The sequence below is a fragment of the Agrobacterium sp. CCNWLW155 genome (genome assembly GCF_036888815.1).
Lineage (GTDB): Bacteria > Pseudomonadota > Alphaproteobacteria > Rhizobiales > Rhizobiaceae > Agrobacterium > Agrobacterium radiobacter.
This window is the reverse complement of record NZ_JBAKFW010000003.1, coordinates 365,580-387,182: the sequence shown is the minus strand read 5'-3', so window position 1 is coordinate 387,182 and position 21,603 is coordinate 365,580. Positions and strand designations below refer to the sequence as shown.

Sequence of the window (21,603 nt, the reverse complement as noted above, 5' to 3'; positions counted from 1 at the left end):
CCGATGAGCGCATGGAACGACACGTCCGCAAGAGACGCCCTCAACCGCATCTTCATGGCTGCAGTCGCCAGCGCCGATCCGGCAAAGGTGTTGCAATACCACCTTCCATCTCCGCCCAAAGGCCGGTGCGTGGTGGTGGGCGCCGGCAAGGCCTCGGCCGCGATGGCCGCAGCGCTTGAAGCGGCATGGCCACATGTCGATCTCTCGGGTGTGGTGGTCACGCGTTACGGCCATGCCGTCCCGACTGCGCATATCGAGATCATCGAGGCTTCCCATCCCGTGCCCGACGATAGGAGCGCGGAAGCGGCAAAACGCATTCTCGCCGCCGTCGAGGGATTGACCACCGACGACATGGTGATCGCGCTGATTTCCGGCGGCGGTTCGGCGCTGATGGTGGCACCGGCCGAAGGCATGACACTTGCGGACAAGATGGCCGTCAACCGCGCTTTGCTTGCTAGCGGCGCGACGATTTCCGACATGAACGCCGTGCGCAAGCATCTCTCCCGCATCAAGGGCGGACGGCTGGCGCTGGCCGCCAGACCGGCCAAGGTTGTTTCGCTGCTGATTTCCGACGTGCCGGGCGACGACCCCTCGGAAATCGCCTCCGGCCCGACGGTTGCCGATCCGAGCGACATCGAAACCGTGCGGGAAATCATCTCCCGTTATGCGCTCGATCTTCCGGAAAACGTGCGCAAGGTGCTGGAAAAAGGTGAGGAAACCCCGAAGACCGGCGATATCGACGAGGATATCCGGCTCATTGCCGCTCCTTCGCTCGCCTTGCAGGCGGCAGCGGATGAGGCCGTGAAACTCGGGCTTACGCCGCTCATCCTCGGGGATTCGCTGGAAGGCGAATCCAAGGATGTCGGGGCTGTCATGGCCGGTATAGCGCTCTCCGCCAGTCGCAAGGGCCTGCCGGTCAAGGGCCCGGCCGTTTTGCTTTCCGGCGGCGAAACCACGGTCACGATTGGCAAGGGGCCAGCCGGCAAGGGCGGCCGTAACACGGAGTTCCTGCTGAGCCTCGCACTGACGCTGAAGGGCGCGGGCAGCATCTGGGCCATTGCCGGCGATAGCGACGGCATAGACGGCGTCGAGGATGCGGCGGGTGCTGTGGTGATGCCGGATACGCTTGCCCGCATGCGCGAAGCCGGTGTCGATCCGCGTCAGTCGCTCGTAAGCCACGACAGCTACACCGCTTTCAAGGCGGCCGGAGACCTTGTCGTGACGGGTCCGACCCTGACGAATGTGAATGATATCAGGGCGATTTTGATCGGGTGACAGCGGGGGAATTCGCAGCGGCTGCTGCCCTCAGAGGGCGCGCATCACAGGCAAAGGCCGTTTTTGACTATGCCCTCGGACAGGAGTAATCTGGCAGGATATCCTTTGGAGCCTCAGCCATGCGTACTGGAGTGCTCATACTTGGCCTGATCATGGCCCTTATTCCGACCTTGGCGGATGCCCATAATTGCAAATGCCGAAATCGCGGCACCATGTTCGAACTCGGCCAGACATCCTGCCTGAAGGTCGACGGTGGCTCCTATCTCGCGCGCTGCGAGATGAAGCTCAACGTTTCGTCCTGGACCAAGCTTCAGGACGGCTGCCCCATAACGGAACGGGCGCAGCGACAGACGACACGCGTCAATTGATCCCGTCCGCAGATGACGTCAGGGGCGTCTTCTCCCCGGCAACGGGGAGAAGAAATATACCGCAACCTCGTCTTACAGCTTCACCCAGCCGCCATTCTTCTTGCCGGACTCGATGCAGGCCGTAACAAAGGCGACGCCTTTAACCCCGTCATCGACGGTCGGGTAAATAACCGCCTTATCGAGCGCCGAGCCGGTGCGGCGGGCTTCGATGGCGTGCGCCGCCTCGGTATAGATGGTGGCGAAGGCTTCGAGATAACCTTCCGGATGGCCGGACGGAATGCGGGTGACGCGTGCTGCCGCAGCTCCTGCCCCGGCACCGCCACGGGTGATGAGCTGCTTCGGCTCGCCAAGCTTCGTGAACCAGAGATAGTTCGGATCGGCCTGCGTCCACTCGATGCCGGCCTTGTCGCCATAAACACGGACCTTCAGCCCGTTTTCGTGACCGACCGCAACCTGGCTGCACCAGAGTAGCCCCTTGGCTGCCTGCTTGCCGCCCTTCGGCTTGAAGCGCAGCATCACATGCGCATTGTCATCCAGCCGGCGGCCTTCGACAAAGGTATGCACATCCGCCGCCAACTCATCCGCTTCCAGACCGGAAATGAAGCAACCGAGATTATAGGCATGGGTGCCGATATCGCCGGTGGAGCCGCCGACGCCGGACTGAGCCGGATCGGTGCGCCAGACGGCCTGTTTCGCGCCGGTCTGTTCCACCGCTTCCGTCAGCCAGTCCTGCGGATATTCCATCTGCACCAGACGGATCGTGCCGAGCGCGCCTGACTCCACCAGTTCCCGCGCATGCCGCACCATCGGATAGCCGGTGTAGTTGTGCGTGAGGATGAACAGTGCATCGGCCTTGTCGGCCACCTGCTTCAGCTTTTTGGCGTCTTCCAGATTGGAGGTCAGCGGCTTGTCGCAGATGACATGGATGCCGCGCTCCAGAAACGCCTTCGCTGCCGGATAATGCACATGGTTGGGGGTAACGATCGCCACCGCCTCGATGCCATCCTCGCGCAGCGCTTCCTTTTCGGCCATTTCCTCGAACGAACCATAGCAACGCTCGGGATCGAGCCCCAGCTCGTGGCCGGAAGCGAGGGATTTTTCCGGCGTCGAGGACAGGGCCCCTGCCACGAGATCGAAACGATTGTCGAGCCGCGCCGCCATGCGGTGAACGCCGCCGATAAATGCGCCCGAACCACCACCGACCATGCCAAGGCGAATCCGCTTGTTCGCCTTGTCCGTTGTCTTTCCTTCAATAGCCATAATATCTCCCCTGAAATGCTTTCAAAGCCCAAGCATACGGCGGTTGGCCGCATCATCGGTGCCGCTTGATGCGAAATCGTCAAAGGCTTTTTCCGTGACGCGGATGATATGCGCCTTGACGAATTCCGCCCCTTCCCGGGCGCCGTCTTCAGGGTGTTTCAGTGCGCATTCCCATTCGACGACGGCCCAGCCGTCAAAATCATTGGCCGCCATTTTCGAGAAGACCGCACCGAAATCAACCTGCCCGTCGCCCAGCGAACGGAAGCGACCAGCGCGGTTCACCCAGCCCTGATAACCGCCATAAACGCCCTGCCGCCCGGTCGGGTTGAACTCCGCATCCTTGACGTGGAACATCTTGATGCGGTCCTTGTAGATGTCGATATTGTCGAGATAATCGAGGCATTGCAGCACGTAATGCGAGGGATCGTAGAGCATGTTGGCGCGCTTGTGGTTCTTCACCCGCTCGAGGAACATCTCGAACGTCACGCCGTCATGGAGATCTTCACCCGGATGGATTTCGTAGCAGACATCCACACCCTGCTCATCGGCGTAATCGAGGATCGGCGTCCAGCGTTTCGCCAGCTCGTCAAAGGCTGCCTCCACCAGACCGGCCGGACGCTGTGGCCACGGGTAGACGAACGGCCAGGCAAGCGCGCCGGAAAACGTCGCATGCGCCTTGATGCCGAGATTTTTCGAGGCTTTCAGCGCGAGCTTCACCTGCTCCACCGCCCATTGCTGACGCGCCTTCGGGTTGCCGCGCACTTCCGGTGCGGCAAAACCGTCAAAGGCCTCGTCATAGGCCGGGTGAACGGCGACGAGCTGACCTTGCAGATGGGTGGAAAGCTCGGTTACTTCCACGCCGTTCTGGCGCGCGACGCCGGCGAACTCGTCGCAATAATCCTTCGATTCCGCCGCTTTTTTGAGATCGATCAGCTGCCCGGCCCAGGTCGGCACCTGCACACCGGCGTAACCCTTTTCCGCCGCCCATTTGGTAATGCCATCCCAGCTATTGAAGGGGGCTGCATCACCGGCAAACTGACCGAGAAAAAGACCCGGCCCTTTGATCGTTCTCATAAAAATCTCCTCCTGCATCGATACAGTTGCGCGGTAACCCGCTTTGTTCCCAAGCGCCAAGCTAACCGCTCGTGATTTTCAAACAAGCCCCAAAAGCGGAGGGCAAGAGAATTTCCGTATTTCATTTAAAAGACGGGAAGCGCTTAAAGCGCCAGTCCGCTCGCCCTGTCGAAGACGTGCACACGCTCATGATGCACGGTGGCTGCAAACGGGGTGTTCACCTTCACCGGCTGCTCACCATCCACCACTGCCGTAACCTGATCGCCCGCCAGTTCGAAGACCACATGGGTCTGTGCGCCCGTCGGCTCCACCAGCACCGTCCGTCCGGTAAGCGAGATATCGCCGCCGATCGCCGAACCGATGTGCTCGGGGCGAAGCCCGATCGTCACCGGCTGGCCGCGCTTGACCTTGCGGGAGGCGGCAATGCGGATCGCGGTGCCGTCCTTCAGCCGGGCGGCGGGCTGGTCACCCTCGCCATCGACCACGCCTTCGATGAGGTTCATGGCCGGCGAACCGATGAAGGCGGCAACGAAGAGATTAGCGGGTGTCTTGTAAAGTTCGAGCGGCGTGCCCTGCTGTTCGATGCGGCCGTGATTGAGCACCACCACCCGGTCCGCCAGCGTCATGGCCTCGATCTGGTCATGGGTTACATAGATGGAGGTCGTGCCAACCTTCTGGTGCAGAGCCTTGATTTCGCTGCGCATCTGTACGCGAAGCTTGGCATCGAGGTTGGACAGCGGCTCATCGAACAGGAAGACGGCCGGGTTGCGCACCACGGCGCGGCCCATGGCGACACGCTGGCGCTGGCCGCCGGAAAGCTGTGAGGGCTTGCGATCCAGAAGCTTGCCGAGATCGAGCATGCGGGCGGCTTCCGCAACACGTTCTTCAATGACGTTTTTTGGCTGGCCGGCGAGCTTCAGATTGAAGCCCATGTTTTCGGCCACCGTCATATGCGGATAAAGCGCATAGGACTGGAACACCATGGCGATGTTGCGCTCGCGCGGGGTCATGCCATTGACCACCCTGTCGCCGATGAGAATATCCCCATCGGTGATCTCCTCCAGCCCGGCGATCATGCGCAGAAGGGTGGATTTGCCGCAACCGGAAGGCCCGACCAGCGCGATGAATTCACCATCCGTTATATCAAGGGAGATGCCGTGGATGACATCGAGCGCGGCATAGGACTTGCGGATATCCTTAAGTTCGACGGAAGCCATTTTTTGCTCCTTTCACGTCACGATTTGACGGCACCGGCCGTCAGGCCCGCGATGATGTGTTTCTGTGCGAGGAAGAAGACGATGACGGTCGGCAGGATCGTCAGCGTGATGAAGGCGAGAACGAGCTGCCATTCCGTGCCGAATTCGCCGCGATAAACCATGATGCCGAGCGGCCAGGGATATTTCGATTCCGAGTTCAGCATGATCAGCGGCAGGATGTAGCTGTTCCAGCTGCCGACGAAGGAGACGATGCCAACGGTCGCCACGATCGGCCGCGAAAGCGGCACGGAAATATGCCAGAAGAAGCGCAGATAACCGCAGCCATCCACGAAGGCCGCCTGAAACAGCTCGTCCGGCAGATTACGGAAATAATTGCGGAACAGGAGAATGCTCATGCCCAGCCCGAAGGCTACCTGCGGCAGCACCACACCCCAATAGGTATCGAGCAGGCCGAGATCGCGGATACGAATGAACAGCGGCAGGATGGCAGTCGCCGCCGGAAACATCAGCCCCAGCAGGAAATAGTTGAGCAGGAAGGACGAGCCGAAGAATTTCACATGCGCGAAGGTGAAGGCCGCCATGGCCGAGACAGTCAGCGTCAGGAATACCGTCAGCAGCGCGATGACCAGCGAGTTGAAGATTTGCAGCCAATAGCGTTTGCCAAGCAGGATATCGCCGTAGTTGGACCATTGCCATTCGGCCGGAATGCCGAAGGGGTTGACGCGCAGGTCTCCCAGCGTCTTGAAGCCGCCGAGCGCGGTGGTGAGCAACGGGATAAGCACGATGGCCGCAATCAGGCTCAGCGATATATAAAGATAAAGCTTGGTTTGCAGCGGCATGCGGACGGAAGTGGATGTGTCAGTCATGGCGCATGAAAATCCTTTTGTAACCGAAGGCGAGCGTCACGCAGATGACGAAGAGAACGACGCCGACTGCGCTGCCAAGCCCCACCTGCATGCGCATGACGCCGTAGGTGTAGAGGAAGGTGACCATGGTTTGTGTGGAGTTGGACGGGCCGCCGCCGGTGAGCGGCATGATCATGTCGAACAGCTGCAGGGAACCGATCACAGCAAAGAAGACGGACAGGCGCACCGTGGAACCGAGCATCGGCAGCGTGACATAACGGAATTTCTGCCAGCCGGACGCGCCGTCGATTTCGGCTGCTTCCAGCACGTTCTTGTCGACGGATTGAAGGCCGGCGATGAACAGCATCATATGGAAACCGAAATATTTCCAGACGATGACGCCGAGCACGGCGTAGATCGCCACATCCTTGTCGGCCAGCACGTAAGGATTTGCGAAGCCGAAGAAATTGGAAATGGCGGCGAACAGACCATAGTCGCCATCATAAACGAAGCGCCAGATCAGGCCCGCTGCGACGTCAGCCAGAACATAAGGCAGAAAGAACACCAGCCGGAAGGCTACGACGCCGGGAATGCGGTGCGCCAGCATCATGGCCAGCCAGATCGCCAGCGGAATCTGGATCAGGATAGAGATAAGGATGATCAGGCCGTTATTCATAAGGGCCTGCGAGAAGGCGGCATTACCGAACAGGACCTGGAAATTCTTCAAACCGACAAAATCGGTCGGCGTGCCGTAACCGTTCCAGCGGTAAAGGCTGTACCACGCCGCCTCGCCCATGGGCAGGATGACGAACAGGGTAAAGAGCAACAGGGCGGGCGGCAGAAACACCAGAAGGGTCAGCGCCCGGTCATGCGCGACCGAACTTTGCTTGCGCTTGGCCTTTGTCGCGCCGCGCGCCGGTATGGACGCAGAAGTCATGGAAATATCCGTCATCTCTATCCGCTTTCATGGAGGCAGATACGCAGCGCCGCACATTCGCGGCGCTGCCATGGAAACCGTCAGATCAGCGCAGTTCGAATGCGTCCTGAATCTGCTGGGCGCCCTCTTCGGAGGTCATCTGGCCGGAAACGATCTCGACTGAAATATCGTTGACGACGCGGCCGACGGCGGCGCCCAGTGTCTGGTCGAAGAAGTTCTGGTGCCAGGTGGAGGCGGCAAGCTGTTTTGCCGAATCCGCCAGCAGCGGGTTCTTCACCGCACCGGCGGCACCCGTGGCAACCGGCAGGATCATGCCGGCGGTCGCCATCTTCTCTTCGCTTTCCTTGCTGGTCAGGAAGGTTGCGAAATCGATCGCTTCCTTGGAGGCGTTCTTGGTGAGCGCCCAGCCGTTCAGGCCGCCCAGCGTATCGGTGGCCTTGCCGGCGCCGCCTTCGACAATCGGGAAGGCGAAGCGGCCGATATTTTCAGGGGCCAGCCCCTTGCCGTCGCCCGCATTCTTGCGCTGGTTGGCTTCCGTATTGTCGAAGCCGAGAATAATCGCCGCCTTGCCGTCGCCGAAGACGCCGAGCGCCTGTGGCCAGGTCGAGCCGAGATATCCGGGCTGGAAGGGTTCGAGCTTGCCGAACGCGGCCAGCTGTTCACCGGCCTTGATGATCGCCGGGTCCATGAAACCTTCGCCTTCGCCCTTGCGGGCGGCATCGAACACGGCCTGCCCGCCATTGCGCATGACGAGATAGCTCCAGTAGAAATGAATCGGCCATTTTTCACCGCCGCCGCCGGCGATCGGGACGATACCGGCTTCCTTGATCTTCTTGACCGTGGCGCTGAAATCGTCCCAGGTCTTGATATCCTCCGCCTTCACACCGGCCTTGGCGAACAACTCCTTGTTATAAAAGAAGCTGACGAGGCTGACACGGTAAGGCACGGCCCAGACCTTGCCGTCAAAAGACAGGCCGTCGATTGCGGACGCATTATAGGCCTGACGCAGCTTGCCGCCATCGGCGTCGAAAACGTCGGTCAGATCTTTCAGCGCGCCGGTCTTGGACTGCTCCTCAAGGACGCCGCCACCCCAGCTGTAGAAGAAGTCAGGCACGTCATTGGATTGCAGCAGCGTCGGCAATTTTGCCTTGAAGGCCTCGTTTTCGAGGAACTGCAGCTGAACATCGACATCGGGATGCTTGGCCTCATATTCCTTGGCAATCTCCTCCCAGACAGCCACAGATTTGGGGTCCAGCTCCACATGCATCCATTTAACGACCGTGGCTGCCGAGGCGCTGGCCGCGCCGAGCATCAGGGCTATGCTTGTCGTTGCGGCAAAGGCAATCCGCCTGCCGCTCAGGCTTGCGCCTGCGTGCCAATACGTCATGATCGTGATCCTCCCTGGGGTTCCTCACCATTTATTCCCCAATGCGGATTAATTCACCCCACGCCCTGCCCGATGTCAAGGCGGTTTGCCAATTTTTTACCCAAACCGCTTGACACACCCCTCCCGACAGACGTTATTTAATCCGCAATCCGATATAAATTCGTTTTAGATCGAACCCGATCGCAGCAGGACCTCATGAAGACCGCAGACCCCGAATTGATGCGCGCGATCAACAGGCTGAGCGTGCTTGATAGCATCCGCCGCCATGGCCCGATCTCGCGGGTGGAAATCAGCGAAAGAACGCAGCTCTCCACCACGACTGTTTCGGCGATTACCGCCTCGCTGCTCGATGACGGGCTGATTCTCACCCGCCATATCGGTGATATCCGTACCGAAGGGGCGCGCGGCAGACCGCGCGTGATGCTGGAACTGAACCCGGATGCCGCCCGCGTTGTGGGCGCCAAGATCGCCGCAAACCGCATGGTTTTCGTCGTCACCGATTTCTGCGGCAATGTGCTGTCCACCCTTGCCTTGCCGATCCGCGTCGACCGCCAGCCCATCGGCGTCATCGCCGATCTGGTGGAAGACGGCGTACGACGCTGCGTCGTCGATGCCGGTCTTTCGCTTGAGGATGTGGACATGGTCTGTCTCGGCCTGCCCGGTGTCATCGAACACCGCACCGGCAGGATCCGCAGCAGTCCTATCCTGCGCGAAGTAAACGTCAACTTTGCCGAGGAAATGACGGCGCGGCTGAATTCGCCAACCATCATCGAAAGTGACGCACACGCCATCACGCTCGCCCACCACTGGTTCGGCCATGCGCGCGATCTCGAAGACATGGTGCTGATTTCGCTGGAACAGACACTCGGGCTTGGCGTGCTGCACCAGAACCAGCTGTTTCGTGGTGCGGGCGGTCTCAGCCACAATCTCGGCGACCTCGTCATCGGCCTTGCCAATGAAGGCACGGTGCGGCTGGCAAGCCAGGCGGGCGAAAATGCCATTTTAGGCTCGCGCCCGGTGGACGGGCGTTTTGCCGAAGCGATCCGGCTCGGCCGTGGCATGCAGCATGCCCATGCGCTGATTGCGGCTGAAGATCACGATCTCATCGCGGCGGCCCTGCGCGCCGGCGCAGCACTTGGCCTGACACTTGCCAATATCGTCACGCTGTTTGCGCCGCCGCGGGTCATCATCACCGGCTCCAGCCTCGAACTTGGCGAACCTTTCATCGCCAGCATTCGCAACAGCTACAACGCCGCCGTGCCGCCATCGCTGGCCGGTGTCGCGGAACTGGTTTTCGATGTTGCGAGCGACGAATTGTGGGCGCAGGGGGCCGCGGCCGTTGCGCTTTACGAACTTTACGAATCGCCATGGAACACAACCGGGCCAGCGCTCTAGCCCACGGGGTTGAGCACAGGTCCAGGTATTTCTGATTTACGGGAGGAATCATATGAACAAGGTCGGTATCGGCATCATAGGCTGCGGCAACATTTCCAGCGCCTATCTCAAGGCCATGGCGTCGTTTCCTATTCTCGATATTCGCGGACTGGCGGATATGAACGAGGAAGCGGCGAAGGCGCGGGCGGACGAATTCGGCCTGAAGGCAACCAGCATCGACGCGCTTCTCTCCGACCCGTCAGTGGAAATCATCGTCAACCTGACAATCCCCAAGGCGCATGTGGAAGTGGGCCTGCGTGCGCTCGATGCCGGCAAGCACGCCTATTCGGAAAAACCGCTCGGCATCAATTTCGCCGAGGGTAAACGCCTTGCGGATGCGGCAAAGGCCAAGGGCCTGCGCATCGGCTCGGCCCCCGACACCTTCCTTGGCGGCGGACACCAGACCGCACGCCGCCTGATCGATGAGGGTGTGCTGGGCCAGCCCGTTGGCGGAACGGCCACCTTCATGTGCCCCGGCCATGAGCGCTGGCACCCCAACCCGGCCTTCTATTACGAGGTCGGTGGCGGGCCGATGCTGGATATGGGCCCCTATTACATTACCGATCTCGTTAACCTGTTCGGCCCGGTCGCCAAGGTGGCGGGCTTTGCCGTTGCACCGCGCAATGAGCGCCTCATCACCAGCGAACCGAAGAACGGTGAAAAAATCCCCGTCCATGTCGCCACCCATGTGTCCGGCGTGCTGGCCTTCGAGAACGGCGCCGTTGTGCAGGTGGGCATGAGCTTTGATGTGGCGGGCCACAAACATGTGCCGCTGGAACTCTACGGCACCGAAGGCACGCTGATCGTGCCCGATCCCAACCATTTCGGCGGCGAGGTGCAATTGCTGAAAAAGGGCGGCCAGTTCGAGCCGCAGTCGCTGTCGTCGCCCTATGCTGACGGCAATTATCGCTCCATCGGCGTTGCAGATATGGCCTACGCGATCCGCGAGAACCGTCCGCACCGCGCCAATGGCGATCTCGCCCTGCATGTGCTGGAAGTCATGGAAGCCTTCCAGACGGCATCGGACAGCGGCACGACCGTTTCCATCACCACCAAAGCGGAGCGCCCTGCGCCGCTCGAAACATCGCTGGTCGACGGCCAGCTCGGCAAATAATCCCGAGGAGGAAATAAATGCGCGAAGCACTCATCGTCTGGGGCGGCTGGAGCGGCCACGAGCCGCAGGAATGCGCCACCATCGTCAAGGACATATTGGAGGAAGACGGTTTCAAGGTCTATGTGGAGCACAGCACGGAGGCTTTCGCCGATCCGTCGGTGCATGATCTCAGCCTCGTCGTGCCTATTGTCACCATGTCGAAGATCGAGAAGGAAGAGATCAAGAACCTCACGGCCGCCGTCGAAAACGGCGTCGGCATTGCCGGTTTCCATGGCGGTGCGGGCGACAGTTTCCGCGAATGCGTGGAATATCAGTTCATGATCGGCGGCCAATGGGTCGCCCACCCCGGCAATATCATAGATTACACGGTCAACATCACCCGCCCCGACGACCCGCTGATGGAGGGAATTTCCGATTTCCCCTATACGTCGGAGCAATATTACATGCATGTCGACCCCTCCAACGAGGTGCTGGCCACGACGAAGTTCACCGGCGACCACGCCTGGTGGATCGACGGCGTGGTGATGCCGGTGGTCTGGAAACGCAAATATGGCAAAGGCCGCGTCTTCTATTCGGCGCTCGGCCATCAGGCCAAGGAATTTTCCGTACCGCAGATGAAGACCATGTTTCGCCGCGGCGCCAACTGGGCGGCGCGCTGAAGCGTGCATTGAGAGGCGGCAAAACAAGGCCGCCTTTTCCTTTCATCAGCCGCGAATAATCTCTTCCGCCGCCATCGCCACGCTGAGAACATGGTCATCCGAGCCGTGTAGACCGGAAAGCAGCAGGCCAACCGGCATGTCTGCTTCACCCGTCCCGCAATGGATGGAAACGCCGCAGAGATCGAAGAAATTGCCGATCTGGGTGTTTCGCAGGGTTTTCGCATTCATGGCGAAAAAGGCATCGTCATCATCGAGAAGCGGTGCGACCTTGGCCGCAACATGCGGCAATGTCGGCGACACCAGCAGTTCCTGCCTGCCGATCATGCCTGAAAACGCCGCCGTCATGCGTTCTCGCGCCTCGATGATGGCGATATAATCAGGCATTGAAATATTTGCACCAAGCCTCGTTCGCGCAACCACGCGCGGGTCCATGCGCGCGGCATCCGCACCTTCCAGCCGTGTCTTGTGCAGGGCAAAGGCTTCCGCCGTCACCAGCGCGCCCTTTTCTTTGATAAGATCGAACAGTTCCGAAAAAATCGGGAATGCCTGCCGCCGCACCGACGCACCGGCGCGGACAAGACGTTCCACCGCCTGCTCGAAAGCGGCTGCAACGCCATCCTCTATGCCATCGAAAAATACAGTTTCCGGCACCACCAGCGAAAGGCCCGCGAGAGGCGCACGCTGGACGTCTGCAGCCGCCTTGCCGCGCATGGCGGCATCCACCCAGACGGCGTCCTGCACGGTGTGCGTGAGCGGCCCGAGCGAATCCAGGCTTTTTGCCAAGGGATAAACGCCACGCATCGAATAGCGGCCGCGGCTTGCCTTGTAACCCACCACACCGTTGAAGGCGGCGGGAATACGCACCGATCCGCCCGTATCGGTGCCGATCGCCACCGGCACCAGACCAGCGGCGACAGTGACGCCCGCGCCGGACGAAGAGCCGCCCGGCAGACGGTGACCATCCTTAGAAGCAGGATTGCGTGGCGTGCCATAATGCGGATTGATGCCGAGACCGGAAAACGCGAACTCGCTCATATTGGTGCGGCCGATGCAGATCATGCCCGCCTGTTTCAGCGCCGTCACCACATCAGCATCGCGAGACGCAGGCGCATCATCCGCAAGCACCGTCGATCCGGCCGTGGTCGCCATGCCTTCCAGATCAAAAAGGTCCTTCCAGGCCACCGGAATGCCATCAAGCACGCCACAGGAACGGCCCTCGGCAATGCGTTTTGACGCGGCTTCCGCCTCCAGCATGGCCCGCGCCGCCGTCAACTCGACAAAAATTGTCTGATCGCCCTCATTGCCGATCGCATCCAGCGTCTCCTCCGCCAAGGTACGCGGATCGAGATGGCCGCTCTGGATGAGAACGGAAAGCTGCGCGATATTTTTGCCTCTGTGAGCCATGGATATCTTCCCTGAAAACGGCATGTTGCGCACAACATGCCGTTTATCGACCCGTTGGCAAGGTCAATCGTCGCGCCATCTATGCCCCACACGCAGATCAGGAAACATGACGAAGATCGCAGAATTTTGGAGTCTATCCTTGACGCTTCATCTCTAACCTCCGATTTTTTCAACCTGAGGTGCATGAATGCCATTTCTTATATAAGCTACGACTATAAAAAGACGGATTAATTCTTAATCGCCTCTAAACTTTGTTGAATTATTTAGCAGACATCATTGAAACGCATGCCCTATAAAATTCCATAAAACAATTATAACGCGACATCGCGGGGGACTATCGCGAATGGAAGAGACTGCCTATCGCGGGACGGATAGACAGGTTGAACCGGGCCACACGCTTCGCTCACCGACGCAGCCGGAAACAGGCCGGTTTTCGCGGCGGCGGTCGCTTGCCAGCAAGATAACCCTGATATTCCTGGGCGGCGTGATCTTTTCCTACAGCATCGGCGCGCTCGTCGGCTGGTACATGTTCGTTGCCGCCGCCAGCGAGCAATGGCTCAACCAGGCCCGCGTCAATTCGCAGATCGCCAGCGCCACGCTTCGCAGCATCTATACCTATGTCAGCGTCACCGCCGATGCCGACGGGCAGGTCAACGGCATATTGACCGACAAGCCGATCGGCGATGATGACTCCATTCTCGTCACCGGCTTCAACCCCAGCGACGTGCTCGCGCTTATCGGCGCGCAGACCAAGAATGCCGTCTGGCTTTTCCGTTATGATGAGGCCGCTTCCGGCTTCCGCCAGATCGCGGCGGCCTTCGACAACGCCACCGATGACGACGAAAAGCCGCTCGCCACCGATCCCATCTTTTCCAGAGACGCGGTCGCCGCGCGTTTTTCCACCGGTTTTGCGACCATCGGTGAATCCAGCCATTATATCGGCCTGCTGCCGATCATCAGCACGGAAACGAAGAAACCGATCGGCGCGGTCGCCGTCAGCATTGGCGGATCGGACGCGCTTTATGGCGCGCAGCGCAAGCTCATCTATAATTCACTCGCCGCGCTGATCGTGGTCTTGACCGTCACCGGCGTGCTTGTGACCGTGATTGCCCGGCATTTCCTGAAACCGGTCCCGGCGCTGGTGCAGGCGACCCTGCGGATTGCCCGCGAGGAAACAGATGTCGCTACGCCGTTTCAGGAGCGGCGGGACGAGATCGGCGACATGGCAACCGCCATCGAAACGTTGCGCGAGGCGGTTCTGGAGCGTGGACGCCTGCGGCAGATACGCGATATGGCGCAGCAGCTGGAGCATATGGCTCATCACGACGCGCTGACCGGACTTCCAAACCGCGTGCTGTTGATGAAGACGCTGGAAAACCGTCTGGAGCAACTGTCGGCGTCCGGCCAGCCCTTCAATGTCATGCTGCTCGATCTCGACCGCTTCAAGGCCGTCAATGACACACTCGGACATGCCGCCGGTGACGCCTTGCTGGTGGCGGTGGCCTCGCGGATTTCCTCCGTGCTCGGTGAAAACGATATGGTGAGTCGCCTCGGCGGCGACGAATTCGCAATCATACAGTCGATAAACGGTGACTGCGAGAGCGATGCGGCGATGCTGGCCGCGCGGGTGGTGCATGCCGTCTCGCGCAGTTTCGGCCTCGAAGGCAGCGATATCAGTATTGATACCAGCATCGGAATCGCCTGCGCGCCGGGCCACGGCACATCCGCCACGCAGCTTCTGCAACACGCCGATCTCGGCCTTTACCGGGCGAAATCCATGGGCTGTGGTTATTTCGTTTTCTATGAGGCGGGCATGGACATGGCGGCGCAGCATAAGCATGCGCTGGAAATAGACATGAAATCCGCACTCGAAAATCACGAATTCGAGCTGCACTACCAGCCCGTGGTCAATCTGCAGAGCGGTCGCATTGTAGCTTATGAAGCGCTGGCCCGCTGGCGGCACAGCAAGCTTGGCCTCATTACCCCGGACCGCTTCATCACGCTTGCCGAAGAAAACAACTTCATCAGGCCGTTGGGCGAATGGGTTCTGGCACAGGCCTGCATGGATGCGATGACCTGGCCGAAGGATATCAGGCTCGCCGTCAACCTATCCGCCGTTCAGCTCTGTAATGACGACATCGTCCCTGTCGTCGACCGGGCGCTTGAGAAATCCGGTTTCCCGGCGGAACGGCTTGAACTGGAAGTGACGGAAACGGCCATGCTGGAGCGTGACAGCAGCGCCCGGGCCCTGAAACTGCTGAAGGAAAGAGGCGTTCGCCTCGCTCTTGATGATTTCGGCACCGGTTACGCCGGGCTCAGCACACTCACCCATGTCGCTTTCGACAAGATCAAGATCGACCGGGAATTCGTCTCCGGCCTGCCGGCCAATCCCATGTGTTCGGCCATCGTCAACACCGTCATCGACATGGCTGAACAGATTGGCCTGAAGGTCACCGCCGAAGGCGTTGAGAACAGTGAGCAGGTCGAAGCGCTCAAGCTTTCCGGGTGCGACGAAGCGCAGGGCTATTATTTTGCCGAGCCCGCGCCGCTTGCCCGAATTCTCAAGAACCGCGCCGTCATCGCTCCGATTGCGCAGGATGAATTCGGCGATATCGGTCTGCCGACACAGGAAATCTATTGCCCACCACAAAAAGCCATTTGAGAAACCGGCCGCCGGCCCAGAGGACATAAAATGCGTCTTTCAGTATTTTGCCTTTTCCTCACATGCTTTGCTCCCATCACCCCCTTGCAGGCCGCTGGCGAAGGCGACACGCTTCAGCAGATTGCCAGAACCGCCAAGATCCGCATTGGCTATCGCGAGGCCGAACCGCCTTTTTCCTATCAGTTGCCCGATGGCGAGGTCACCGGTTTCTCGACCGATCTTTGTCGGGCGATCAGCGAAGATATTCGCAGGAAGCTGAAGCTCGACCGCATCGAGCTCGAATATGTCAAGGCAACGCCCGCGACCCGCTTCATCCTTGTCCGCAGCGGCCAGATCGACATTGAATGCGCGGCCACGACCAATAATAGCGAACGCCGCAAGATCGTGGATTTCTCCTATCCCAATTTCATGACCGCGACGCAGTTTCTCTCCCGAAGGCAGGACAATCTGAAAAGCCTTGCCGATCTCGCCGGACGGTCCGTCACATCCGCCTCCGGCACCGTCAATATCGAGCAGCTCAACGCCGTCAACCGGGCGAAGAACCTCAATATCTCGGTAATGCCGACAAAAACCAATGAGGAGGCCTTCGAACTCGTGGTTTCCGGCAAGGCGTCCGCCTTTGTCATGGATGGCATATTGCTCGCGGCGCTGGCGGCGACATCGGAAAACCCGGACCTCTATGCGCTTTCCGAGGAAACGCTGAGCGCACCCGAACCCTATGGTCTGGTTTTCCGGCGCAACGACCCGGCTTTCAAGGCGGCGGTCAATGAAAGCCTCAGACATATCTTCACCGGGCCGGCCATTCACGGCCTCTATGAAAAATGGTTCACCAAGCCCATTCCCCCCAACGGCATGAACCTGAACCTGCCAATGGCCGCGTCATTAAAACAGGCCTACGAATATCCAAGCGAATACCAGGACTGAGAGCGCAAAGCGCCAACTCCTATCGATTTTCATGAAGATGTTTTGACGGATTATTTTGGCTGGAGATGCGCGATGCAGAGATCGACATTATGGCTTCTGTTGTTTTTCCTCAGTCTTCTGCCCGCCCAGGCGGCCAGTGACGGTGCCCAACCGCCGACGCTTGATACCATTGCCAGAACCGGCACGATCAAGCTCGGTTATGCCGATCGCAATATTCCCTTTTCCTATCTTGGCGCCGGGCCGGAACCGATCGGTTACAGCATCGAGCTCTGCCTGAGGGTGGCGGATTCCATCAAGAGAAAGCTCGGCCTGCCGGAACTGAAGGTCGAATTCGTCAAGCGCACGCCCAGCAACCGCATCATGCTTCTCAATGACGGCACGATGGATATGGAATGCGTGGCAAGCACGAATACGGAGGAAAGGCGCAAGGCCGTGTGGTTCTCCTACAGCCACTTCATCACCGGCACGCGTTATGTCGCGCTGAAATCGAGCGGTCTGAACACCGTCGCCGATCTTGCCGGACGAACGGTGGTGGTGACGACAGGAACCATCAATATCAGCCAGCTCAACGTGCTCAATCGCAAATTGGGGCTGAACATTGCCGTGCTGCAGAATGACAGCACGGAGGGCAGTTTCGACATGGTGACGGAAAACCGCGCCTCAGCCTTCGTGATGGACGATATTCTCCTGCGATCCTTCGTCGCCGAAACGGGCAAGCCGGAAGACTATGTCATCTCCAACGAATATCTCGCCCCGCCTCAGCCCTATGGGCTGATGCTCCGGCACGGCGATAGAGGCTTCAGGGATGCCGTCAACGAAGCGCTCGGCGAAATCTATGCCAGCGGAGAAATCGAAAAAATCTACGACAAATGGTTCAACGCGCCGATCCCGCCGAACGGGATAAACCTGAAACGCCCGCTGCCCGGTGACCTGGAGGAAGCGTTTCACAAACCCGTCGATACGACGGCGGAATAGAAAAGCCGCCCGGTGGCGGGCGGCGTCTTTGGCGGAACGTCTTCAGGCAGCGCGCAGGTCCGCGCCAAGCGGGATTTCGACGTCGATCTCCAGAATGGAGACATGCTCGTCGCGATCCATCTTCACATGCACCCTGTCGCTGTCGATCTGCACATGCTTGGCGATGACACCGAGAATTTCTTCCCGGAGGATAGCCACGAGATCGGAGCCGGACGATGCCCTTTCGTGGGCGAGCAGCACCTGCAGACGCTCACGCGCAAGCGGTGCCGACTTCTGTTTGCGGAAAAGACTGAAGATGCTCATGCAGCCCTCCTTGCGAAGATCTTGGAGAAGATGCCACGCTTCTCACCCGGGATGACCACCGGAATATCCTCGCCGGACAGGCGGCGGGCGGCGTCGAAATAGGCCATGGCCGGCGCGCAACGGGCATCCGCCAGCGTTACCGGCGCACCGACGTTGGAGGCGCGCAGCACGTCCGTGCTTTCGGGAATGATGCCGAGCAGCGGAATGGAAAGGATTTCCAGAACGTCATCGACCTTCAACATGTCGCCACGCTCGGCGCGGGAAGCATCGTAACGCGTCAGAAGCAGGTGCTTCTCCATGCGCTCGCCGCGTTCGGCCTTCAGCGTCTTGGAATCGAGCAGGCCGATGATGCGGTCGCTATCACGCACCGAGGAGACTTCCGGATTGGTGACAACGACGGCCACGTCTGCATGGCGCATGGCCAGCGTCGCACCGCGTTCGATACCGGCCGGGCTGTCACAGATCACCCAGTCGAAATGTTTCTTCAGTTCGTTGATGACCCATTCGACGCCTTCGGGCGTCAGATTGTCCTTGTCACGCGTCTGCGAGGCCGGCAGGAGGAACAGCGTCTCGAGGCGCTTGTCGCGGATCAGCGCCTGCGTCAGCTTGGCATCGCCCTGGATGACGTTGACGAGATCGTAAACCACACGGCGTTCAGCACCCATGACGAGATCGAGGTTGCGCAAGCCGACATCGAAATCGACGACCACGACCTTCTCTTTATTCTGCGCCAATGCGGCGCCAAGCGCTGCGGTCGAGGTGGTCTTGCCGACCCCGCCCTTGCCGGAAGTTACAACGACTACCTTCCCCATATGGCTCTCTCCTGTTCCTGTGTGTTTATCTGTTATCAGCCGAGTTTTGCGGCCTTGATCGTATCGTTTTCCAGCCAGAGCTGAACGGGCTGGCCGCGCAGCTTGTCGTCAATATCCTCGGCCACCTTGTAGACGCCGTCGATGGCCAGAAGCTCCGCTTCGAGCTTGCGGCAGAAGATGCGCGCCGAAACATTGCCGAGCGAACCGGCCATGGCGCGACCGCGCAGGGCGCCGTAAATATGCACCGAACCGCCGGCGATGATTTCCGCGCCCGAGGCGACCGAGCCGATGACGGTCACGTCGCCTTCGGGAAACATGATCGACTGGCCGGAGCGCACCGGCTCGTTGATGACCAGCGACTGCACGACGGCCCTGACCTCACCGGCAGCACGCGGCTTTTCCTCCGGCAAGTCGGCGGCGATGGCGACCGGTTCAACCTCGACATCGGAAGCAGGCTTTCCACCCTTCAGCGATGGCGGCATGCCCGGCTCGATCATCGAGGGGCGAACGCCCTCAATGCCCATGATGCCGACATTGCGCTCCGTCAGCGCCGCCAGCAGTTCTTTCAGGCCCGCCTTGTCGAGCGACAGCTCAGAGACGTCGAGAACCACCGGCCGCGACAGAAAGAAGCCCGCCGAACGGGCGGCGAGATCATCAAGCCTCTCCAGCCATTGATCGACCGGAGATTCGGGGGACAGGACGACTGCGAGGAAGGAGCGGCCTTTGATACGGATCGAACGCTGGTCTGTTAGCACTTTGGTCATCTTGGTAAATAAATCGTTGACAATTAGGTACCTCGAATATGGTTAACAAATGGTTAACGCCGACCCCAAAGAAGGGAAATCGTTAAGAAAATTCCCCTTGCGAAACTCCTCGCGCAGAACTTTCAAAAACCTCGGCTACCTTTTGATTTCGCGATATTCCACCCGCTGTGAATGCCTATGATGACAGCTCATCCTTGCAGCAGGCTGACGTCTCAGCGAAGACACGCCCTCCCCTCCTTCCCTGCCCCGGGGAGATCGACTCGACGGGATCGCGGCACGTCCGATTCTGGCACAAGATTTCCGACCGACCTTGAGCCGGCCTTCGATTCCCTGGATGGAAAAGCGATTCCGTTATGTCTCCCAATACTGTAGATACGGGCTGCCCCACAGTTCCAACGGAAGAATGAGATGCACAGCAAAGTCCCGCCGCAGAACCAGATTTTTTCGCAAGAGTTTGCGGCCTTCCTGTTCGACATGGATGGAACACTCGTCAATTCGATCGCCGTCGTCGAGCGGGTCTGGCGGGAGTGGGCCGTTGCTAACGGCATCGAGCCGGTTGCTTTCCTGCAGCGCATTCATGGCATGCGGGCTTCGGAGGTGATCCGTCGCGAGGCGGTTCCCGGCCTTAATGTGGATGCAGAGGCCGACATGATACTGCGCGCCGAGATGGATGATGTGGACGGCATCATCCAGATACCGGGCGCCGCAGCCTTCCTCGCATCTTTGCCGGCAGGCAAGTGGGCCATCGTGACCTCAGCCGTGCGTGAACTGGCGGAACGGCGGCTCGCCGCGGCCGGCATTACGCCGCCACCCGTCATGATCTGTGCGGACGATGTCGTCAACGGCAAGCCCGATCCCGAAGGTTACAGGAAGGCGGCCGAAAGGCTGGGCGTTGCGCCGGAAAGCTGCGTCGTCTTCGAAGACGCGCCCGCAGGCATTCAGGCCGGAGAACGCATGGGCGCCGCGGTGGTGGTCATCAACGTGACCCATTCCCACCCGATCGAAACGCCGCATCTTTCCATTGGCGGGTATGGTGAGCTGGATGTCATCATCGGCGACGACGGCGGCTTGAAGCTCGCAGGTAGCAAGAGCTGAAAAGCCAACCCGCGCCGTCATCCTCGGGCTTGTCCCGAGGACCCAACCACGTATCGCAAAGCCGATCGGTTGCAGATGCCCGGGACAGGCCCGAGCATGACGGAGGAGACGTTTTCGGACTTTGCCATCACCCTCGGTCCGATGACTTGGGCTGGCTGGTTTCCGGTTCAAGTCCGGAATGGCGGAAATGGGAAAAGCCCCGGAGTAAGGCAAATGCCAAGCCTCTGCATCGGCCGCAAGTCTTTCGCCTCGCACTTTTCCACACCGGCCAATTGACAGCACCACATAAATGCGCCCTAATAAAATTGGTAAGACCATCTTACCGCTTGCGCGATCGGGGGAGACTTTCGCGCTGGGAGGGACATCATGTTTGTGGCTCTGGAGCCGCGCCGCCTTTACCGGCTGGTCGCGGAACAAATTCGTTTGCTCATCGAAAGCGGGGAACTGACCGAAGGTCAGCGCCTGCCGGCGGAACGGGACCTTGCGGAACGCTTCGGCGTTTCCCGCCCGACGGTTCGTGAAGCCCTCATCGTTCTGGAAGTGGAGGGCCACATCCATATTCGCATGGGTTCGGGCGTCTATGTCAGCGCAGCCGGCAAACAGGCTAAAGAAAAGCCGACGGTGCCGGATGCGCATGGTCCGTTCGAAATCCTGCAGGCGCGCTGCATCATCGAAAGCGCGATTGCCGAGGAAGCCGCGCGGCTTGCCAAGCCGGAATGCATCGCCAAACTTGATGATATCATCGAACGCATGGCCGGCGCGCTCGACAATTCACCGCAGGCGCTCAATCTCGACCGGGCATTCCACACTGCGATTGCCGACATCATCGGCAATTCGGCGCTCAATCGCTTTACCGGCCTGATCTATGACGAGCGCAGCCTGTCACCCTTTTTCGAAAAGCTCGCCAGCTATTTCGAGGGTCCGCACACCTGGAACCTCGCCGTGCAGGAACATCGGGTAATCCGTGACGCCATTGCCGCCAACGACCCGGAAGGGGCGCGCGAGGCGATGCGGCAGCATCTGACGCTGTCGCAGAAGAGATTTTCCGAAAGCTTCGGGGAGGAAGCGATCGGAGAAGAATAACCGCCGCCAAA

The 21,603-nt window shown here is 59.8% G+C and carries 20 protein-coding genes; 10 read left to right on the top strand and 10 right to left on the bottom strand.

Annotation, left to right across the window (positions count from 1 at the left end):
* Positions 1-3 precede the first annotated feature (3 nt).
* Both V6S97_RS14275 and V6S97_RS14270 read left to right on the top strand, forming a co-directional pair.
* Positions 4-1,275 (top strand): glycerate kinase type-2 family protein, encoded by a 1,272-nt coding sequence (locus tag V6S97_RS14275; RefSeq protein ID WP_112278541.1) that lies wholly within the window; start codon positions 4-6, stop codon positions 1,273-1,275.
* Between the two features lie 119 nt (positions 1,276-1,394).
* Positions 1,395-1,643, top strand: coding sequence for a hypothetical protein (locus V6S97_RS14270; protein WP_112278542.1), 249 nt, complete (start codon positions 1,395-1,397; stop codon positions 1,641-1,643).
* A 72-nt stretch (positions 1,644-1,715) separates the two neighbouring features.
* Here the strand turns inward: V6S97_RS14270 and V6S97_RS14265 are convergent, their stop codons facing one another.
* From V6S97_RS14265 to V6S97_RS14240, 6 genes are all read right to left on the bottom strand, one after another.
* Positions 1,716-2,903, bottom strand: coding sequence for a Gfo/Idh/MocA family protein (locus V6S97_RS14265; protein ID WP_003506517.1), 1,188 nt, complete (start codon positions 2,901-2,903; stop codon positions 1,716-1,718).
* 21 nt (positions 2,904-2,924) lie between these two features.
* The gene (locus V6S97_RS14260) at positions 2,925-3,977 is read right to left on the bottom strand and encodes a sugar phosphate isomerase/epimerase family protein (RefSeq protein WP_003506516.1); all 1,053 of its coding nucleotides are present in this window, start codon (positions 3,975-3,977) and stop codon (positions 2,925-2,927) included.
* 143 nt (positions 3,978-4,120) lie between these two features.
* Positions 4,121-5,194, bottom strand: coding sequence for an ABC transporter ATP-binding protein (locus tag V6S97_RS14255; protein ID WP_107677408.1), 1,074 nt, complete (start codon positions 5,192-5,194; stop codon positions 4,121-4,123).
* Between the two features lie 17 nt (positions 5,195-5,211).
* Positions 5,212-6,060 (bottom strand): carbohydrate ABC transporter permease, encoded by an 849-nt coding sequence (locus V6S97_RS14250; protein WP_003506513.1) that lies wholly within the window; start codon positions 6,058-6,060, stop codon positions 5,212-5,214.
* Positions 6,053-6,991, bottom strand: a complete 939-nt coding sequence (locus V6S97_RS14245; protein ID WP_003506511.1) for a carbohydrate ABC transporter permease — start codon at positions 6,989-6,991, stop codon at positions 6,053-6,055. Before V6S97_RS14245 ends, V6S97_RS14250 begins: the two co-directional genes overlap by 8 nt.
* 70 nt (positions 6,992-7,061) lie before the next feature.
* Positions 7,062-8,363, bottom strand: a complete 1,302-nt coding sequence (locus V6S97_RS14240; protein ID WP_087745559.1) for an ABC transporter substrate-binding protein — start codon at positions 8,361-8,363, stop codon at positions 7,062-7,064.
* A 195-nt stretch (positions 8,364-8,558) separates the two neighbouring features.
* Between V6S97_RS14240 and V6S97_RS14235 the strand changes: the two genes are divergently transcribed.
* Genes V6S97_RS14235 through V6S97_RS14225 form a run of 3 tightly spaced genes read left to right on the top strand, consistent with a single transcriptional unit; the run spans position 8,559 to position 11,570 of the window.
* Positions 8,559-9,758, top strand: coding sequence for an ROK family transcriptional regulator (locus V6S97_RS14235; RefSeq protein ID WP_003506508.1), 1,200 nt, complete (start codon positions 8,559-8,561; stop codon positions 9,756-9,758).
* A 52-nt stretch (positions 9,759-9,810) separates the two neighbouring features.
* Positions 9,811-10,911 (top strand): Gfo/Idh/MocA family protein, encoded by a 1,101-nt coding sequence (locus V6S97_RS14230; RefSeq protein WP_060724717.1) that lies wholly within the window; start codon positions 9,811-9,813, stop codon positions 10,909-10,911.
* A gap of 17 nt (positions 10,912-10,928) precedes the next feature.
* A complete protein-coding gene (locus tag V6S97_RS14225) occupies positions 10,929-11,570 on the top strand; it encodes a ThuA domain-containing protein (RefSeq protein ID WP_003506506.1) in 642 nt (213 codons plus the stop codon).
* A gap of 45 nt (positions 11,571-11,615) precedes the next feature.
* On the opposite strand, the gene V6S97_RS14220 is transcribed toward V6S97_RS14225, so the two are convergent.
* Positions 11,616-12,974 carry an amidase gene (locus tag V6S97_RS14220; RefSeq protein ID WP_112278543.1) on the bottom strand — a complete coding sequence of 453 codons (1,359 nt, stop codon included), beginning with the start codon at positions 12,972-12,974 and terminating at the stop codon, positions 11,616-11,618.
* 343 nt (positions 12,975-13,317) lie between these two features.
* Here V6S97_RS14220 and V6S97_RS14215 point away from each other — a divergent pair, with 343 nt between their 5' ends.
* The 3 genes from V6S97_RS14215 (at position 13,318) to V6S97_RS14205 (ending at position 17,535) form a co-directional block, all read left to right on the top strand.
* On the top strand, positions 13,318-15,636 hold the full coding sequence (locus V6S97_RS14215; protein WP_112356383.1) for an EAL domain-containing protein: 2,319 nt from the start codon (positions 13,318-13,320) through the stop codon (positions 15,634-15,636).
* Between the two features lie 30 nt (positions 15,637-15,666).
* On the top strand, positions 15,667-16,560 hold the full coding sequence (locus V6S97_RS14210) for an amino acid ABC transporter substrate-binding protein (RefSeq protein WP_060724721.1): 894 nt from the start codon (positions 15,667-15,669) through the stop codon (positions 16,558-16,560).
* 72 nt (positions 16,561-16,632) lie between these two features.
* Positions 16,633-17,535: an amino acid ABC transporter substrate-binding protein gene (locus tag V6S97_RS14205; protein WP_112356382.1), complete on the top strand. Its 903-nt coding sequence runs from the start codon at positions 16,633-16,635 to the stop codon at positions 17,533-17,535.
* Positions 17,536-17,577: 42 nt separating this feature from the next.
* Here the strand turns inward: V6S97_RS14205 and minE are convergent, their stop codons facing one another.
* Genes minE through minC form a run of 3 tightly spaced genes read right to left on the bottom strand, consistent with a single transcriptional unit; the run spans position 17,578 to position 19,414 of the window.
* A complete protein-coding gene (gene minE, locus V6S97_RS14200; RefSeq protein ID WP_003506500.1) occupies positions 17,578-17,838 on the bottom strand; it encodes a cell division topological specificity factor MinE in 261 nt (86 codons plus the stop codon).
* Positions 17,835-18,650, bottom strand: a complete 816-nt coding sequence (minD, locus tag V6S97_RS14195) for a septum site-determining protein MinD (RefSeq protein ID WP_003506498.1) — start codon at positions 18,648-18,650, stop codon at positions 17,835-17,837. Before minD ends, minE begins: the two co-directional genes overlap by 4 nt.
* Before the next feature lie 35 nt (positions 18,651-18,685).
* Positions 18,686-19,414, bottom strand: coding sequence for a septum site-determining protein MinC (gene minC, locus V6S97_RS14190; protein WP_162690285.1), 729 nt, complete (start codon positions 19,412-19,414; stop codon positions 18,686-18,688).
* A gap of 408 nt (positions 19,415-19,822) precedes the next feature.
* Here minC and V6S97_RS14185 point away from each other — a divergent pair, with 408 nt between their 5' ends.
* Positions 19,823-20,509, top strand: a complete 687-nt coding sequence (locus V6S97_RS14185) for an HAD family hydrolase (RefSeq protein WP_060724723.1) — start codon at positions 19,823-19,825, stop codon at positions 20,507-20,509.
* Positions 20,510-20,875: 366 nt separating this feature from the next.
* Entirely contained in the window at positions 20,876-21,592 is a 717-nt protein-coding gene (locus V6S97_RS14180) for a FadR/GntR family transcriptional regulator (protein WP_003506492.1), read from the top strand.
* Positions 21,593-21,603 lie beyond the last annotated feature (11 nt).

Excerpts from the sequence above, each read along its gene's own strand:
- V6S97_RS14250 (WP_003506513.1), bottom strand. The coding sequence starts at position 6,060 with ATGACTGACACATCCACTTCCGTCCGCATGCCGCTGCAAACCAAGCTT.
- V6S97_RS14215 (WP_112356383.1), top strand. The coding sequence starts at position 13,318 with ATGGAAGAGACTGCCTATCGCGGGACGGATAGACAGGTTGAACCGGGC.
- V6S97_RS14270 (WP_112278542.1), top strand. The coding sequence starts at position 1,395 with ATGCGTACTGGAGTGCTCATACTTGGCCTGATCATGGCCCTTATTCCG.
- V6S97_RS14230 (WP_060724717.1), top strand. The coding sequence starts at position 9,811 with ATGAACAAGGTCGGTATCGGCATCATAGGCTGCGGCAACATTTCCAGC.
- V6S97_RS14205 (WP_112356382.1), top strand. The coding sequence starts at position 16,633 with ATGCAGAGATCGACATTATGGCTTCTGTTGTTTTTCCTCAGTCTTCTG.
- V6S97_RS14275 (WP_112278541.1), top strand. The coding sequence starts at position 4 with ATGAGCGCATGGAACGACACGTCCGCAAGAGACGCCCTCAACCGCATC.
- V6S97_RS14260 (WP_003506516.1), bottom strand. The coding sequence starts at position 3,977 with ATGAGAACGATCAAAGGGCCGGGTCTTTTTCTCGGTCAGTTTGCCGGT.
- V6S97_RS14265 (WP_003506517.1), bottom strand. The coding sequence starts at position 2,903 with ATGGCTATTGAAGGAAAGACAACGGACAAGGCGAACAAGCGGATTCGC.
- V6S97_RS14185 (WP_060724723.1), top strand. The coding sequence starts at position 19,823 with ATGCACAGCAAAGTCCCGCCGCAGAACCAGATTTTTTCGCAAGAGTTT.
- minC (WP_162690285.1), bottom strand. The coding sequence starts at position 19,414 with ATGACCAAAGTGCTAACAGACCAGCGTTCGATCCGTATCAAAGGCCGC.
- V6S97_RS14240 (WP_087745559.1), bottom strand. The coding sequence starts at position 8,363 with ATGACGTATTGGCACGCAGGCGCAAGCCTGAGCGGCAGGCGGATTGCC.
- V6S97_RS14180 (WP_003506492.1), top strand. The coding sequence starts at position 20,876 with ATGTTTGTGGCTCTGGAGCCGCGCCGCCTTTACCGGCTGGTCGCGGAA.
- minD (WP_003506498.1), bottom strand. The coding sequence starts at position 18,650 with ATGGGGAAGGTAGTCGTTGTAACTTCCGGCAAGGGCGGGGTCGGCAAG.
- V6S97_RS14255 (WP_107677408.1), bottom strand. The coding sequence starts at position 5,194 with ATGGCTTCCGTCGAACTTAAGGATATCCGCAAGTCCTATGCCGCGCTC.
- V6S97_RS14210 (WP_060724721.1), top strand. The coding sequence starts at position 15,667 with ATGCGTCTTTCAGTATTTTGCCTTTTCCTCACATGCTTTGCTCCCATC.
- V6S97_RS14225 (WP_003506506.1), top strand. The coding sequence starts at position 10,929 with ATGCGCGAAGCACTCATCGTCTGGGGCGGCTGGAGCGGCCACGAGCCG.
- V6S97_RS14235 (WP_003506508.1), top strand. The coding sequence starts at position 8,559 with ATGAAGACCGCAGACCCCGAATTGATGCGCGCGATCAACAGGCTGAGC.
- minE (WP_003506500.1), bottom strand. The coding sequence starts at position 17,838 with ATGAGCATCTTCAGTCTTTTCCGCAAACAGAAGTCGGCACCGCTTGCG.
- V6S97_RS14220 (WP_112278543.1), bottom strand. The coding sequence starts at position 12,974 with ATGGCTCACAGAGGCAAAAATATCGCGCAGCTTTCCGTTCTCATCCAG.
- V6S97_RS14245 (WP_003506511.1), bottom strand. The coding sequence starts at position 6,991 with ATGACGGATATTTCCATGACTTCTGCGTCCATACCGGCGCGCGGCGCG.